At 66.5% G+C, this 15,281-nt stretch carries 17 protein-coding genes; 11 read left to right on the top strand and 6 right to left on the bottom strand.

The features are described from left to right. Positions 1–287: 287 nt before the first annotated feature. The 4 genes from AC3WRR_RS35340 to AC3WRR_RS35355 form a co-directional block, all read right to left on the bottom strand. Positions 288–1,064, bottom strand: a complete 777-nt coding sequence (locus AC3WRR_RS35340) for an enoyl-CoA hydratase (RefSeq protein ID WP_010809914.1) — start codon at positions 1,062–1,064, stop codon at positions 288–290. A 93-nt stretch (positions 1,065–1,157) separates the two neighbouring features. Then, positions 1,158–1,910: an amino acid ABC transporter ATP-binding protein gene (locus AC3WRR_RS35345; protein ID WP_010809913.1), complete on the bottom strand. Its 753-nt coding sequence runs from the start codon at positions 1,908–1,910 to the stop codon at positions 1,158–1,160. A 37-nt stretch (positions 1,911–1,947) separates the two neighbouring features. Next, entirely contained in the window at positions 1,948–2,601 is a 654-nt protein-coding gene (locus AC3WRR_RS35350) for an amino acid ABC transporter permease (RefSeq protein ID WP_010809912.1), read from the bottom strand. 112 nt (positions 2,602–2,713) lie between these two features. Beyond that, positions 2,714–3,499, bottom strand: a complete 786-nt coding sequence (locus tag AC3WRR_RS35355) for an amino acid ABC transporter substrate-binding protein (RefSeq protein WP_010809911.1) — start codon at positions 3,497–3,499, stop codon at positions 2,714–2,716. Positions 3,500–3,766: 267 nt separating this feature from the next. Here AC3WRR_RS35355 and paaG point away from each other — a divergent pair, with 267 nt between their 5' ends. The 3 genes from paaG to paaK are packed head-to-tail and all read left to right on the top strand — an operon-like array spanning position 3,767 to position 6,438. Then, positions 3,767–4,591: a 2-(1,2-epoxy-1,2-dihydrophenyl)acetyl-CoA isomerase PaaG gene (gene paaG / locus AC3WRR_RS35360; RefSeq protein WP_052181647.1), complete on the top strand. Its 825-nt coding sequence runs from the start codon at positions 3,767–3,769 to the stop codon at positions 4,589–4,591. Between the two features lie 40 nt (positions 4,592–4,631). Next, positions 4,632–5,084 carry a hydroxyphenylacetyl-CoA thioesterase PaaI gene (gene paaI / locus AC3WRR_RS35365; RefSeq protein ID WP_492299514.1) on the top strand — a complete coding sequence of 151 codons (453 nt, stop codon included), beginning with the start codon at positions 4,632–4,634 and terminating at the stop codon, positions 5,082–5,084. 49 nt (positions 5,085–5,133) lie between these two features. Continuing rightward, positions 5,134–6,438: a phenylacetate--CoA ligase PaaK gene (gene paaK / locus AC3WRR_RS35370; protein ID WP_011616103.1), complete on the top strand. Its 1,305-nt coding sequence runs from the start codon at positions 5,134–5,136 to the stop codon at positions 6,436–6,438. A 58-nt stretch (positions 6,439–6,496) separates the two neighbouring features. Here the strand turns inward: paaK and mltA are convergent, their stop codons facing one another. After that, on the bottom strand, positions 6,497–7,633 hold the full coding sequence (mltA, locus tag AC3WRR_RS35375; RefSeq protein WP_010809907.1) for a murein transglycosylase A: 1,137 nt from the start codon (positions 7,631–7,633) through the stop codon (positions 6,497–6,499). Between the two features lie 116 nt (positions 7,634–7,749). On the opposite strand from mltA, the gene AC3WRR_RS35380 reads away from it, so the two are divergent. Continuing rightward, a complete protein-coding gene (locus tag AC3WRR_RS35380) occupies positions 7,750–7,965 on the top strand; it encodes a hypothetical protein (RefSeq protein ID WP_035819773.1) in 216 nt (71 codons plus the stop codon). A 13-nt stretch (positions 7,966–7,978) separates the two neighbouring features. On the opposite strand, the gene apaG is transcribed toward AC3WRR_RS35380, so the two are convergent. Beyond that, positions 7,979–8,353: a Co2+/Mg2+ efflux protein ApaG gene (gene apaG / locus AC3WRR_RS35385; protein WP_010809905.1), complete on the bottom strand. Its 375-nt coding sequence runs from the start codon at positions 8,351–8,353 to the stop codon at positions 7,979–7,981. Between the two features lie 241 nt (positions 8,354–8,594). Here apaG and rpe point away from each other — a divergent pair, with 241 nt between their 5' ends. From rpe to AC3WRR_RS35420, 7 genes are all read left to right on the top strand, one after another. Next, the gene (rpe, locus tag AC3WRR_RS35390; RefSeq protein WP_492294844.1) at positions 8,595–9,296 is read left to right on the top strand and encodes a ribulose-phosphate 3-epimerase; all 702 of its coding nucleotides are present in this window, start codon (positions 8,595–8,597) and stop codon (positions 9,294–9,296) included. Then, positions 9,293–10,036, top strand: coding sequence for a phosphoglycolate phosphatase (gene gph, locus AC3WRR_RS35395; RefSeq protein ID WP_010809903.1), 744 nt, complete (start codon positions 9,293–9,295; stop codon positions 10,034–10,036). The genes rpe and gph overlap by 4 nt, the downstream gene beginning before the upstream one ends. 421 nt (positions 10,037–10,457) lie before the next feature. Then, a complete protein-coding gene (gene trpE / locus AC3WRR_RS35400; RefSeq protein WP_010809902.1) occupies positions 10,458–11,975 on the top strand; it encodes an anthranilate synthase component I in 1,518 nt (505 codons plus the stop codon). A 20-nt stretch (positions 11,976–11,995) separates the two neighbouring features. Further along, positions 11,996–12,565, top strand: coding sequence for an aminodeoxychorismate/anthranilate synthase component II (locus tag AC3WRR_RS35405; protein WP_010809901.1), 570 nt, complete (start codon positions 11,996–11,998; stop codon positions 12,563–12,565). Positions 12,566–12,627: 62 nt separating this feature from the next. Beyond that, complete coding sequence (gene trpD / locus AC3WRR_RS35410) at positions 12,628–13,653, top strand: anthranilate phosphoribosyltransferase (RefSeq protein WP_010809900.1); 1,026 nt, start codon at positions 12,628–12,630, stop codon at positions 13,651–13,653. An 11-nt stretch (positions 13,654–13,664) separates the two neighbouring features. Continuing rightward, positions 13,665–14,468 (top strand): indole-3-glycerol phosphate synthase TrpC, encoded by an 804-nt coding sequence (gene trpC, locus AC3WRR_RS35415; protein ID WP_010809899.1) that lies wholly within the window; start codon positions 13,665–13,667, stop codon positions 14,466–14,468. A 121-nt stretch (positions 14,469–14,589) separates the two neighbouring features. Then, positions 14,590–15,219, top strand: a complete 630-nt coding sequence (locus AC3WRR_RS35420) for a CYTH domain-containing protein (protein ID WP_010809898.1) — start codon at positions 14,590–14,592, stop codon at positions 15,217–15,219. Positions 15,220–15,281: the final 62 nt, after the last annotated feature.

The following is a 15,281-nucleotide window of genomic DNA, read 5'->3' on the forward strand; positions in this document are numbered from 1 at the left end:
AGCATCTTTTTTTGCTGCGGCCAGCGCGCCAACTTCGCTGCGCCAACCCTTCCGGTCGACCCCGCAACCCTTGCTGCGTCTGCTTTGCAGCGCTGCGTTGTGTGTTGCGAGGGGGCGAATATTAGGCCGGATTCGCGCACCTTGCAACAACTTTGTCACAACGATCCGCTAGGGGTTCCGGGGATTATGTCGTAAGCCATTGAGTGGCAAAGGAAATCCCCGAAATGACGAGTGCGGGAGAAACATAATACCCCCGCACTGCCCTCGGGTATTCCCTGATCCGGGCCTTAGCGATGCTGGAAATTCGGGCTGCGCTTCTCGACGAAAGCAGCCATGCCTTCCTTCTGGTCTTCGCTGGCGAAGGTGGCATGGAACAGCCGGCGCTCGAAGTGCACGCCTTCGGCCAGCGTGGTCTCGTAGGCGGCGTTGACCGACTCCTTGATCATCATGACCACCGGCAGCGAGAACCCGGCGATGGTTTCGGCAGCCGCCAGCACTTCGTCCAGCAGCTTGTCGGCCGGCACCACGCGCGATACCAGGCCCGAGCGCTCGGCTTCGGCGGCATCCATCATGCGCGAGGTCAGGCACAGGTCCATGGCCTTGGCCTTGGACACCGCGCGCGGCAGGCGCTGGGTGCCGCCGGCGCCGGGCATGGTGCCCAGCTTCACCTCGGGCTGGCCGAACTTGGCCGAATCCGCCGCGATGATGATGTCGCACATCATCGCCAGCTCGCAGCCGCCGCCCAGCGCATAGCCGGCCACGCCGGCAATCACCGGCTTGCGGATCTTGCGGATGGTTTCCCAGTTGCGCGTGATGTAATCGCCCTTGTACACATCCATGAAGGAATACTTGGCCATCATGCCGATATCGGCGCCGGCGGCAAAGGCGCGCTCGCTGCCGGTAATGACGATGGCGCCGATGCCCTCATCCTGGTCGAAGGCGGTCAGCGCGGCGCCAAGCTCGTCCATCAGCGCGTCATTGAGCGCGTTCAGGGCCTTCGGGCGGTTCAGCGTGACCAGGCCAACACGGCCACGGGTTTCGACCAGGATGTTTTCGTACGGCATGTCTTCTCCTATGTATTTGCAGGCGGATGGCACTGTCGCCACCGGCTGCGGGCTATTCTGCCACCTGTTGTGGCGTGGCGGCGCAGGCGCCCCCTAGAGCATGTGCGCCAGGAATTCGCGGGTGCGCGCGTGAGCTGGGGTCCCGAACACTTCCTCAGGCGACCCTTCCTCAAGAATCCTGCCCTCATCCATGAACACGACGTGGTTTGCCACTTCCCGCGCAAACCCCATCTCATGCGTGACGACCAGCATGGTCATATGTTCTTCGGCCAGTTGCCGCATGGTGCGCAGCACCTCCCCGGTCAGTTCCGGGTCCAGCGCCGAGGTCGGCTCGTCGAACAGCATGATGTCGGGCTCCATGGCCAGCGCCCGCGCAATCGCCACCCGCTGCTTCTGGCCGCCGGACAGGCGCGCCGGGTAGCTGTCCCGCTTGGCCAGCAGGCCGACCTTGCGCAGCAGCTCTTCGGCCTTGGGCACCACCGCGTCGCGCGCCAGTCCCTTGACGGTCATGGGGGCTTCGATGATGTTCTGCAGCACCGTCATATGCGGAAACAGGTTGAACGACTGGAACACCATGCCCATCTTCCGGCAGATGCGCCGCACTTCAGCGTCCGGCACATATCTGGCTGTGCCGTCAGGGCCGGCGGCCGTCAGCGCCTCGCCTTCGATTTCAAGGGTGCCGCGGTCAATCACCTCAAGATGATTCAGGCAGCGCAGCAAGGTACTCTTGCCCGAGCCCGAGGGCCCGATCACCGCGGTGACATCCCCCTTGCGCAAGGTCAGGGAGACACCGCGCAAGACCTCCAGTGGCCCGAACGATTTGAACAGATCCCGCGCCGCGATCATGATGCCGGGCGCATTGTGGGAATTGGCGCCGGTCGGGCTAGTCATCATGTTTGGCATAGCGTTTTTCGAGATTCTGGAAGAACCAGGTCAGAATCAGCGTCATCACCAGATAGAAGAGCGCAGCGACCAGAAAAGGCGTGGTGGTGAAATCACGCTGCACGATGCCGCGCGCGGTGCGAAGAATATCGTTGAGGGCCAGCACGTAGATCAGGGACGTGTCCTTGATCAGCGTAATGGTTTCATTGCTGACCGGCGGCAACACCCGGCTGACCATCTGCGGCAGCACGACCCGCCGCATGGTCTGGAAATAGGTCATGCCCAGCGCCTTGCTGGCCTCATACTGGCCGCGATCGACCGACTTGATCCCGGCGCGGAAGATTTCCGCGAAATAGGCCGCGTAGTTCAGGGCGAAAGCCACCACCGCCGCGGGAAAGTCAGGCAGGCGCACGCCGATGACGGGCACGAACGGCAGTGCGAAATAAATAAACAGCATCTGCAGCATCAGCGGCGTGCCGCGCATCAGCCAGATATAGCCATTGACCAGGCCGCTCAGCCACGGCCATGACGAGATGCGTGCCAGCGCCAGCGCCAGCCCCAGCGGCACTGACAGGGCGAGCGTGATGGCGAATAGTGTGAGCGTGACTTGCGCACCCTGCGCCAATGGCGCCAGAAGAGATAAGACGTAGTCCATGCTCGCGCGAAACAAGAAGGAGGTGGGATCCCGGGCGCCGGGACGGCGCCCTGGGTCCGGACATGGCGCGGCGCCCTGCCTGAACGGCGCAGGGCGTCACGCAGCGTCTGGATTACTTGGTGATGTCAGTGCCGAACCACTGGGTGGCGATGCGGGCTGCCGTGCCATCCTGCTTCATCGAGGCCAGGGTCTTGTCGAGCTTGCCGAGCAGCTCGGCGTCATCCTTGCGCACGCCGACGCCATATTCTTCCGTGCCGAAGTTTTCCTCCAGCACCTTGTATTCGCCGGCACGCTTGCTGATCAGGTAGCGGCCCACCACTTCATCCACCACAATTGCGTCAAGGCGGCCGGTCGACAGGTCCATCAGCGCCGTCACGTTATCGCCGAAGGTCTTGAGTTCCTTCAGGCTGGCGGCGACCTGGCTTTCCTTCTTGATCGCATCCACCGCGCTGCTGCCGTCCTGCGCGCCGACGATGCGGCCGGCCAGGTCGGCCTTGGCTTTCACCGGCGAGCTGGCACCGACGATGACGATCTGGTGGTTGGTCATATAGGGCGCGGTGAAGCTGATGTTCTTCTTGCGCTCTTCGGTGATGGTCAGCCCGTTCCACAGCACATCCACGCGCTTGCCGTTAAGTTCCGCCTCCTTGGCGCTCCAGTCGATCGGCTTGAACTCGACCGTCATGCCGAGACGGCGGCTGGCCTCCTTGGCCATGTCGATATCGAAGCCGACCAGCTCGTTGTTGTTATCGCGAAAACCCATGGGCGGGAAGTTGTCGTCCAGGCCGACAATGATCTTGGTGGCCGTGTCGGCGCCGGCAGCGGAGGCCGCTTCTTTCTTGCCGCACGCCGCAAACAGCGCCACGGACGAAATCAGGAGTAATGCAGCGATCTTCTTCATAGGAATTCCAATGCGAATAGGCGAGCATGCCGGGATCCGCGCACAGATGTCGGCCGGCAGGTTTCAGATTGTTGTTGGCAGCGCGATTATAGAGCGACGCCCGCGCCCGGCATTGCGGACCCTGCCGGCCTTGGAAGCCACGTGCCAACCGGCAGCCCAAGAATAGTGCTAACATTTGCCGACCGACTGGTCGGTTTATTTAAGAGGTGCCGTCGACAACAGCCGCCCGCGCCGACCGCGACAAAATATCCGGCAGGAGACAACCCAATGCCCCCGATGTCCACCTCCGCTGGCCAGCCGGTCAGCATCGATGCCGGCCCGGTCTTGCTGCAATGGCAGGGCCCGGTGGCCGTGATCACCCTGAACCGCCCCGACAAGCTCAACAGCTTCACCCGCGCGATGCACCAGGCGCTGCAGCAGGCGCTCGACCATGTCGAGGCCGGCGGCGCGCGCGCCCTGCTGCTGACCGGTGCGGGCCGTGGCTTCTGCGCCGGCCAGGACCTGGCCGACCTGGATTTCACGCCGGGGCACATGACCGACCTGGGCGAGCTGATCGATACCTGGTTCAACCCGCTGATCCGCCGGCTGCAGGCCCTGCCGCTGCCGGTGGTGGCCGCGGTCAACGGCACCGCGGCCGGCGCCGGGGCCAACCTGGCGCTGGCCTGCGACATGGTGCTGGCGGCGCGCTCGGCCAGCTTTATCCAGGCCTTCGTCAAGATCGGGCTGGTGCCGGATTCGGGCGGCACCTGGCTGCTGCCGAAGCGCATCGGCATGGCGCGCGCGCTGGGCCTGGCCATGACCGGCGAGCGGCTGAGCGCCGAAGAGGCCGAGAAATGGGGGCTGGTCTGGGAGACCATGGACGACCCGCTGCTGCCGGAACAGGCGCTGGCGCTGGCCACGCACCTGGCCGGGCAGCCGACCCGCGCGCTGGCCGCGATCAAGCGCGCCATGCATGCCAGCGCCACCGCCACGCTGGACGCCCAGCTGGACCTGGAGCGCGACCTGCAGCGCGAGCTCGGCCAGTCCGCCGACTATGCTGAGGGCGTCAACGCCTTCCTCGAAAAGCGCGCCCCGCACTTCACCGGCAAGTAAGCCGCGCGGGCCTGCCCGCCACTCTATATAGGAGACCAGCTTGAAACAGGACCCCCAGGCCCTCGCCGAAGCGGCCGCCGCCGCCATGTATGAAGCCGACACCTGCAGCCGCTTGCTGGGCATCACGGTCGAGGCCGTGCGGCCCGGCTACGCCCGGCTGAGCATGCCGGTGCGCAAGGAATTCCTCAACGGGCACGGCATCTGCCACGGCGGCCTGATGTTCACGCTGGCCGATTCGACCTTCGCTTTTGCCTGCAACAGCCATAACATCAACACCGTGGCGGCAGGTTGCAGCATCGAGTTCCTCAAGCCCGTGCACGGCGGCGACGTGCTGACCGCCGAGGCCACCGAGCAGGTCCTGTCCGGCCGGCACGGCATCTACGATATCCGCGTGACCAACGCCGCGGGCCAGGTGGTGGCGATGTTCCGCGGCAAGTCGGCGCAGATCAGGGGACATGTGGTGCCGCCGCCGGAAGGGACGGAAGGCACCTGAGCAAATCCGGCAAGATACTTAAGATAAACGCCCCCGTGCAGGAGACGACATGAGCACGCGCCTGACCGATCTGCCCCTGGATGCGATCGAGACCGCCAGCCGCGCCGAGCTGCAGGCCTTGCAGCTGGAGCGGCTGAGATGGTCGCTCAACCACGCCTACGCCAATTCGCCGGTGTACCGCCGCAAGTTCGACGAAGCCGGGGTCCACCCCGACCAGCTGCATTCGCTGGCCGACCTGGCGCGCTTCCCGTTCACCAGCAAGCAGGACCTGCGCGACAACTACCCGTTCGGCATGTTCGCGGTGCCGCAGGACCGCGTGGCGCGCATCCACGCCTCGTCCGGCACCACCGGCAAGCCCACCGTGGTCGGCTACACGCTCCAGGACATCGACAACTGGGCCACGGTGATGGCGCGCTCGATCCGCGCCTCGGGCGCGCGGCGCGGCGACAAGGTGCATATCAGCTACGGCTACGGCCTCTTCACCGGCGGCCTGGGCGCGCACTACGGCGTGGAAAAGGCCGGCCTGACCGCGATCCCCTTCGGCGGCGGCCAGACCGAGCGCCAGGTGCAGCTGATCCAGGACTTCAAGCCCGAGGTCATCATGGTGACGCCCAGCTATATGCTGGCGATCGCCGACGAGTTCGAGCGCCAGGGCATCGACCCGGCCAGCAGCTCGCTGCGCGTGGGCATCTTCGGCGCGGAGCCGTGGACGCCGGAAATGCGGCTGGCGATCGAGAAGCGCATGGGCATCTCGGCAGTCGATATCTATGGCCTGTCAGAGGTGATGGGCCCGGGCGTGGCCAATGAGTGCGCCGAGACCAAGGACGGGCCGACCATCTGGGAAGACCATTTCTACCCCGAGATCATCGATCCCGACACCGGCGCAGTGCTGCCCGACGGGGAGTTCGGCGAGCTGGTGTTCACCTCGCTGACCAAGGAGGCGATGCCTGTGGTGCGCTACCGCACCCGCGACCTGACCCGGCTGCTGCCGGGCACGGCGCGCCCGGCATTCCGCCGCATGGAGAAGATCACCGGCCGCACCGACGACATGATGATCGTGCGCGGGGTCAACGTGTTCCCGTCGCAGATCGAGGAACTGATCCTCAAGCACGCCGAGCTGGCGCCGCACTACCAGTGCGTGCTGGCCAAGGACGGCCACATGGACACGCTGACGGTGCGCGTGGAATGCGCCCACGGCAGCGAGCCCGCGCTGGCGCAAGGCGCGCGCGAGCGGCTGGCGCAGGAGATCAAGGCCTATATCGGCGTCACCGCCGGCATCGAGGTGCTGCCGGAGGGCGGCGTCGAGCGCTCGGTGGGCAAGGCGCGGCGGATCGTCGACCAGCGCCCGCGCTGAGGGCTGTCCACCATGAAGAAAGGGCGCCGCGATGGCGCCCTTTTTTGCGTTGCCGAGGTCAGCTGCGCGGCATCAGCACCCACATGCGGCCGCCCTGCTTCATGCGGCCCGCGGTCTCGCCGGCGGCATCGCCCGCACCCCAGAAGAAATCCGCGCGCACCCCGCCCTTGATGGCGCTGCCGGTGTCCTGCGCGAACATCAGCCGCTGGATCGGCTCGGTCGACAGCGGGCGCGTGGTCGACAGGAATACCGGCACCCCCAGCGGGATGGTGGCCGGGTCGACCGCGATCGAGCGCTCCGCGGTCAGCGGCACGCCCAGCGCGCCCACCGGGCCGTCGTTGTTGGCCGGCAGCTCGCGGAAGAAGACAAAGCGCGGGTTGATGTTGAGCATCTCGTCGACGCGGCCCGGGTTGGCGCGCGCCCACGCCTTGATGCCCTGCATGGTGGCCTGTGCCGGCGTGATCTCGCCGCGGTCCAGCAGCCATTTGCCGAAGGAGCGGAACGGCTGTTCGTTGGTGCCGCCGAAGCCCACCCGCATGATGCTGCCATCGGCCATGCGGATGCGGCCCGAGCCCTGGATCTGCAGGAAGGCGGCCTCGACCGCGTCATCCACCCAGACCAGCTCGCTGCCGCGCATGGCCGGGTTCTGCAGCAGCTCGGCGCGGGCCGGCAGCGGGCGGTTGCCGAACTGCGCCGGCTTGCGGTACAGCGGCACCTGGAACTTGCCCTGGCGCGTGCGCGAGCCGTGCAGGATCGGTTCGTAGTAGCCGGTGATCAGGCCGTAGTCAGTGCCATCGCCGTTGACCACGCGGTACGGCTGGAAGTTGCTTTCGAAATAGGCGCGCATGGCGTTGAGGTTGCCGGCATCGACCATCATGCCGGCGGCACAGGCGCGGCTCCACTCGGCGCGCTTCTTCAGCGCCTGGCAGCTGGCCTGCAGCGCGGGCCAGGCGGCGCGCACGTCGTCCTGGGCCCAGCCGCCGATCTCGGCCCAGCTGGCGGCCTGCAGACTGCCTTTCTGCGACGAGGCCGTCGGCGGCGTGGTGCCGGCCGGGCCGGTCTCGATGCGCGGCGGCGGGCCGCTCATGCAGCCGGCCAGCAGCACGGCCGCGCCGGACAGCGCCAGCCAGCCGCGAATGCGCAGCGAGCGCCAGGGAGAAACCGGGGAAATCGGGAAAGAGTCTGCGTATGCCATCTTGCTATTGTTCAAAATCCGGGCCGGCGCAGCTTGCGGGGCCGATTGCCCCTACAATCCCACCGTCATCCTTCAACCACCGCCTGGCGCCCCCGCGGGCCTGCGCTGCATCCGCCATGAGCAAGTTCTTCGAAGCCCATCCCATGCTGCTGTTCGCCCTGGAAGCTGGCGTGGCGCTGTTCCTGCTGATCTTTATCGTGGTCTGGACCATGGGCACGGCGAAAAAGAACCCGCGTCCCACGCGCGCCCCGTCCGAGCATCCGTCGCGCCAGCCGGCGCAGGGCGCCGCTGAAGCGCCGCCGCAGGATCAGGACAGCGCATCGCGCCAATAGGTTCCCGGCAGGGTCAGTGCAGCATGCGCGGCAGCACCAGCGCGAATTCAGGGATCGGTACCTCGAAGCGGTGGCCGTCCTCGGCCACGCAGAAGTATTCGCCCTTCATCGATCCCACCGGGGTCGAGATGGTGGCCCAGCTGGTGTATTCGAAATGCTCGCCCGGCTTGAGCAGCGGCTGGTGGCCGACCACGCCCAGGCCCGCCACTTCCTGCGTGCCGTTGTCGCTGTCGGTGATGACCCAGTGGCGCGAGATCAGCTGCGCCGCCACCTCGCCGGTATTGTGGATGGTAATGGTGTAGGCGAAGGCATGGCGCCCGCGCTCAGGTTCTGACTGGTCCGGCAGGTACTGGGTGCGTACCGAGACGGAGAAAGCGTACTCGCTCATCGTGGGCAGGGCCGGCGTGAGGCGCCAGGCAGGGAAGTGGGTAGCCGCATTGTGCGGGATGGCCGCGGCACGGGCAAGAGCACGGGCAAGATCACCGAGCGCCGGGGCAGCGGTAGAATATAGCCCTTTCAGGTCCGGGCCGCGCCGGACGCCCCGCCTGATCCCCTCTGGCGCCCGCCCCTGGGCGCGCCAGAGACGCAAAAAACAGCATTCCCCAGCACCCCACCTCCTAGCCGCCGACATGAGCACGCCCACCTACCGCATCGCCCCGTCCATCCTGTCCGCCGACTTTGCCCGCCTGGGCGAGGAAGTGCGCCGCGTGACCGAGGCCGGCGCCGACTGGATCCACTTCGACGTGATGGACAACCATTACGTGCCCAACCTGACCGTAGGCCCGCTGGTGTGCGAGGCGATCCGCCCGCACGTGACCGCGCCGATCGACGTGCACCTGATGGTGCGCCCGGTGGACCGGATCATCCCGGACTTTGCCAAGGCGGGCGCCAATATCATCACCTTCCACCCGGAAGCCAGCGAGCACGTGGACCGCTCGCTCGCGCTGATCCGCGACCACGGCTGCCTGGCCGGCCTGGTGTTCAACCCGGCCACGCCGCTGCACCACCTGGACCACGTGATGGACCGCCTGGACGTGATCCTGCTGATGTCGGTCAACCCGGGCTTCGGCGGCCAGTCGTTCATTCCCGAGACGCTCAACAAGCTGCGCGCCGTGCGCCAGCGCATCGATGAGTACACCGCCCGCACCGGCCGCACCATCCTGCTGGAAGTGGACGGCGGCGTGAAGGTAGACAACATCGCCGAGATCGCCGCGGCCGGCGCCGACACCTTCGTGGCGGGCTCGGCCGTGTTCGGCAAGCCCGATGCGGACGGCGGTTACCGCGGCATCATCTCGGCGCTGCGCGGCGAACTGGCCAAGGCCGGGCAATGACCGAGGGCGTGTTCCTGCGCCGCAACGACTGGCGCGGCATCGAAGGCGTGATCGTCGACCTCGACGGCACCATGGTCGACACCGCGGGCGACTTCCACGCCTCGATCAACGCCATGCTGCTGGCGCTGGGCCGCCAGCACCCCAACCTGGGGCCGGCAGCGCCGATGTCGGAGGCGGAGATCGTCAGCTATGTCGGCAAGGGCTCGGAAAACCTGATCCGGCGCGTGCTGGACGCGCGCTTCTCGCCGCTGCACGCCAACAGCCTGTTCGCCGACGCCTATGCGCTGTACGACCGCGAGTACATCCGCATCAACGGCCAGTTCTCGCAGGTCTACCCCGGCGTGCGCGAAGGCCTGGCGGCGATGAAGGCGGCCGGGCTGCGCCTGGCCTGCGTGACCAACAAGCCCTACAGCTTCACCGAGCCGCTGCTGGCCAAGACCGGCCTCGCCCAGTACTTCGAGCTGGTCTACGGTGGCGACGCCTTCCCGCTGCGCAAGCCCGACCCCTTCCCGCTGCTGAAAGTGGCCGACGCCTTCGGGCTGGAGCCGTCGGCAATGGCGGCGCTGGGCGACTCGGAAAACGACGCGCAGGCGGCCCGCGCGGCCGGCATGGGCGTGCTGCTGGTGCCCTATGGCTACAACCATGGCAACCCTGTACAAGCCGTTGACGCCGATGGTATAGTCGACTCCATTGCCCACGCCGCAGCGCTGTTTGCAGCACACTGGGCAGGTCATCGATAGTCCGAATTTCGTCGATCCCGACCAAACCCCAAACATTTCATGTTTCTCAACCGCAAACGCATCTCTTCTGGCAGTGATCGGCAGGCTTGGCCCTGGCGTCGCTGGCGCGCCTCCCAACAGGCGTAAAGTGCGTTCGCGAGTCTGCTGACGAGCCCTCGACCCGAGGGCCTCGCCACACCGGCCCAGCTGCCGGGCATTCCCACCAAAACCCGCCGCAAGCCAGCGTAGCCGCCATATTCGTGTGCTACGTTTAGCTCAAGAACGCGCCGCACGCCCTTCCCCGGCCGTGTGCAGTCTTGTCCGCAAGCCGCTTGCACCACGGCCCGCCAACGGGGCGGGTATCCATTCGCTCCAGCCTGATTGCCGACAAGCGGCGCCGCGCCCCTCCACCGCGCAGCGCGCGCCGCACAAGAGGACCGACATGACCGAACTGGAATTCAAATCGCTGGCCGACCAGGGCTACAACCGCATCCCGCTGATCGCCGAGGCCTTTGCCGACCTGGAAACGCCGCTGTCGCTGTACCTGAAGCTGGCCCAGTCGCAGACGCGCGGCGTCAACACCTTCCTGCTGGAATCGGTGGTGGGCGGCGAGCGCTTCGGGCGCTTTTCGTTTATCGGCCTGCATGCCCGCACGCTGCTGCGCGCCTTCGGCAACCGCACCGAGGTGGTGACCGACGGCAAGGTGGTGGAAACCCACGAAGGCAACCCACTCGACTTCATCGCCGAGTTCGAACAGCGCTTCAAGGTGGCGCTGCGCCCGGGGCTGCCACGCTTCTGCGGCGGCCTGGCCGGCTACTTCGGCTACGACGCGGTGCGCTATATCGAGAAGAAGCTCGCCGACACGCACAAGCCCGATGACCTGAACCTGCCGGACATCCAGCTGCTGCTGTGCGAGGAACTGGCCGTCATCGACAACCTGTCGGGCAAGCTCTACCTGATCGTCTACGCCGACCCGACCACGCCGGAAGCCTATTCGCGCGCCCGCCAGCGCCTGCGCGAGCTGCGCATGAAGCTGCGCCAGCCGGTGGATGTGCCGGTCACCAGCCCGTCGGTGCAGACCGAGGTCTACCGCGAATTCGCCAAGGCCGACTACCTGGCCGCGGTGCACAAGGCCAAGGAATACATCATGGCCGGCGACATGATGCAGGTGCAGATCGGGCAGCGCCTGGTCAAGCCTTACCGTGACGCGCCGCTTTCGCTGTACCGCGCGCTGCGTTCGCTGAACCCGTCGCCGTACATGTACTTCTACAACTTCGGCGACTTCCAGGTGGTGGGCGCCTCGCCGGAGATCCTGGTGCGCCAGGAAGAGCGCAAGGTCGGCACCAACGGCGACATGCGCAGCGAACACATCGTCACCATCCGCCCGCTGGCCGGCACGCGCCCGCGTGGCAATACTCCGGAGAAGGACGCCCAGCTCGCCACCGAGCTGCTGCAGGATCCGAAGGAGATCGCCGAGCACGTGATGCTGATCGACCTTGCGCGCAACGATATCGGCCGCATCGCCGAAACCGGTTCGGTCAAGGTCACCGACAAGATGGTGATCGAGAAGTACTCGCACGTGCAGCATATCGTCAGCTCGGTCGAAGGCACGCTGCGCGAGGGCATCAGCAACCTGGACGTGCTGCGCGCGACCTTCCCGGCCGGCACGCTGTCGGGCGCGCCCAAGGTCCATGCGATGGAGATCATCGACGAGCTGGAACCGCGCAAGCGTGGCATCTATGGCGGCGCGGTGGGCTACCTGTCGTTCGGCGGCGAGATGGACCTGGCGATCGCGATCCGCACCGGCATCGTCAAGGACGGCAACCTCTACGTGCAAGCCGCCGCCGGCATCGTTGCCGACTCGGATCCCGAAGCCGAATGGAGGGAAACCGAAGCCAAGGCGCGCGCCGTGATCCGCGCCGCCGAGCAGGTCCAGGATGGCCTGGACTCCGACATCTGAGAGAACAGGAGACAGACGCCATGCTGCTGATGATCGACAACTACGATTCGTTCACCTATAACCTGGTCCAGTATTTCGGCGAACTGGGCGAGGACGTGCGCACCTACCGCAACGACGAGATCACCATCGAGGAGATCGAGGCGCTCAAGCCGGACCACATCTGCGTCTCGCCCGGGCCGTGCAGCCCGAAGGAAGCCGGCATCTCGGTGGCGGCGCTGCAGCACTTTGCCGGCAAGATCCCGCTGCTGGGCGTGTGCCTGGGCCACCAGGCCATCGGCGAGGCCTTTGGCGGCAAGGTGATCCGCGCCAAGCAGGTGATGCACGGCAAGGTCAGCACCATCGAGACCACGCAGCAAGGCGTGTTCGCCGGACTGCCCAGGCACTTCGACGTGACGCGCTATCATTCACTTGCGATCGAGCGCGAAACCCTGCCCGATTGCCTGGAGATCACCGCCTGGACCCCGGACGGCGAGATCATGGGCGTGCGCCACAAGACGCTCGCCGTTGAAGGCGTGCAGTTCCATCCCGAGTCGATCCTGTCCGAACATGGCCATGCGCTGCTGGCCAACTTCGTCAAGGCGCCGCGATGAGACTGCTCGATTCCGCACCTTCCAGCCCGCACCACGCCATCCAGACTGTCAACGAGAACGCCATGATCACGCCGCAAGAAGCCCTGACGCGCTGCATCGAGCACCGCGAAATCTTCCATGACGAGATGCTGCACCTGATGCGGCAGATCATGCAGGGGCAGATCTCGCCGGTGATGGCCGCCGCAATCCTGACCGGCCTGCGCGTCAAGAAGGAAACCATCGGCGAGATCTCCGCCGCCGCGCAGGTGATGCGCGAGTTCGCCAACAAGGTGCCGGTGGCCGATCGCGAAAACTTCGTCGATATCGTCGGCACCGGCGGCGATGGCTCGCACACCTTCAATATCTCGACCGCATCGATGTTCGTCGCGGCCGCCGCCGGCGCCAAGATCGCCAAGCATGGCAACCGCGGCGTCAGCTCCAAGTCGGGCAGCGCGGACGTGCTGGAAGCGCTGGGCGTGAACATCATGCTGACGCCCGAGCAGGTCGGCCAGTGCATCGAAGAGACCGGCATCGGCTTCATGTTCGCGCCCACGCACCACCCGGCGATGAAGAACGTCGCCCCGATCCGCAAGGAGATGGGCGTGCGCACCATCTTCAATATCCTGGGCCCGCTGACCAACCCGGCCGATGCGCCCAACATCCTGATGGGCGTGTTCCATCCCGACCTGGTCGGCATCCAGGTGCGCGTGATGCAGCGCCTGGGCGCGAAGCATGCCATCGTGGTGTACGGCAAGGACGGCATGGACGAGGTTTCGCTTGGCGCCGCCACGCTGGTGGGCGAACTGAAGGACGGCGAGGTGCGCGAATATGAGATCCACCCCGAGGACTTCGGCCTGCAGATGATCTCCAACCGCGGCCTGAAGGTGGCCGATGCGACGGAGTCGAAGGAAATGCTGCTTGAAGCGCTGACCAACGTACCGGGCACGCCGCGCGAGATCGTCTCGCTGAACGCCGGCACCGCGCTGTACGCCGCCAACGTGGCCGACTCCGTCGAAGACGGCATCCGCCGCGCGCGCGAGGCGATTGCCAGCGGCGCGGCGCAAGAGAAGCTCGACCAGTTCGTGCGCGCCACCCAGCAGTTCAAGTAAGAGACGCGAATATGTCCGACATCCTGCAAAAGATCCTGGCCGTAAAGGCCGACGAGGTCGCCGCCGCACGCAAGAAGCGCGACCTGCCCAGCCTGCGCGCGGAGGCCGAAAGCCTGCGCACTGAGCCGGGCCTGGCACCGCGCGGCTTTGAGCGCGCGCTGCGCGAGAAGATCGCCGCCGGCCAGGCCGGCGTGATCGCCGAGGTCAAGAAGGCATCGCCGTCCAAGGGCGTGCTGCGCGAGCACTTCGTGCCCGAGGCCATTGCCGAAAGCTACGCCAGCCATGGCGCTGCCTGTTTATCGGTGCTGACCGACGTGAACTTCTTCCAGGGACACGCCGACTACCTGAAGCGCGCCCGCGGCGCCTGCCCATTGCCGGCCCTGCGCAAGGACTTCATGGTCGACCTGTACCAGGTGTATGAAGCGCGCACCTGGGGCGCCGACTGCATCCTGCTGATCGTCGCCGCGCTGGACCCGGGCCTGATGGCCGAACTGGAAGCCTGTGCGCTTGAGCTCGGCATGGATGTGCTGGTGGAAGTGCACGGCGACGACGAGCTCGACGCGGCGCTGCGCCTGAAAACGCCGCTGCTCGGCGTGAACAACCGCAACCTGCGCACCTTCGAGGTGTCGCTGGACAACACGCTGGACCTGCTGCCGCATATGCCGGCCGACAAGCTGGTGGTGACCGAGTCCGGCATCCTCGGCCAGGCCGATGTGAAGCGCATGCGCGATGCCAACGTGCATGCGTTCCTGGTGGGCGAAGCGTTTATGCGGGCGCCGGATCCGGGCGTGGAGCTGGCACGGCTGTTTGCCTGAGCTAACGCCTGCCGACGCACGCTGGCGGTTTGCTCCCTTCTCCCGCAAGCGGGAGAAGGGGCCGGCTAGCGGTGACTGGAAAGACATCGCCCTCGCCAACCCTCTGAAATCGCCTGCTGCCATGCCCCAGGAAATCGAACTGAAACTCGCCGTCCCCGACGACGCGCTGGCCCCGCTGGCCGCCTGGCTCGACGCCAACGGCGCCCCGCAGGGCGAAGCCACGCTGCTCAACGTCTACCTCGATACCCCGCAACGTGAGCTGGCACAGGCGCGTGCCGCGCTGCGGCTGCGCCGCAAGGGCGCGCAATGGCTGCAGACGCTGAAGACCGCCGGCAGCAGCCAGGGCGGCCTGGCCACGCGCCATGAATGGGAGACGAAGATCGCCGGCGAGGCCATCGAGCTGCAAACCTTTCCCGCGGAAGCGCAAACCGTGCTCGCGCCACTGATCGGCCGGCTGGCACCGGTGTTCCGCACCGACTTCGTCCGCCGCACCTGGCTGGTCACGCAGGACGGCGCCCGCATCGAGGCCGCGCTCGACACCGGCACCATCGCCGCGCCGGCCAGCGCCGCGCAGGAACCCATCCAGGAACTCGAACTGGAATGGCTCGATGGCGACGCCGCGCACGCGGCCGATGCCCTGCGCGCCTTTGCCGCGCGGCTGGCCACCGTTGCCGCGCTGGCCCCCTCGGACCTTAGCAAGGCCGCCCGCGGCTACCGCCTGGCGGGAATTGCCGAAGGCAAGGCCTCATAATCGCGGTTTTCCCGCCAAGCTTTCCTTACACATGCAAGCCGATCTCTTCGCCGCCGAAGCCC

Source organism: Cupriavidus sp. FW305-3-2-15-C-LB2 (assembly GCF_058787575.1).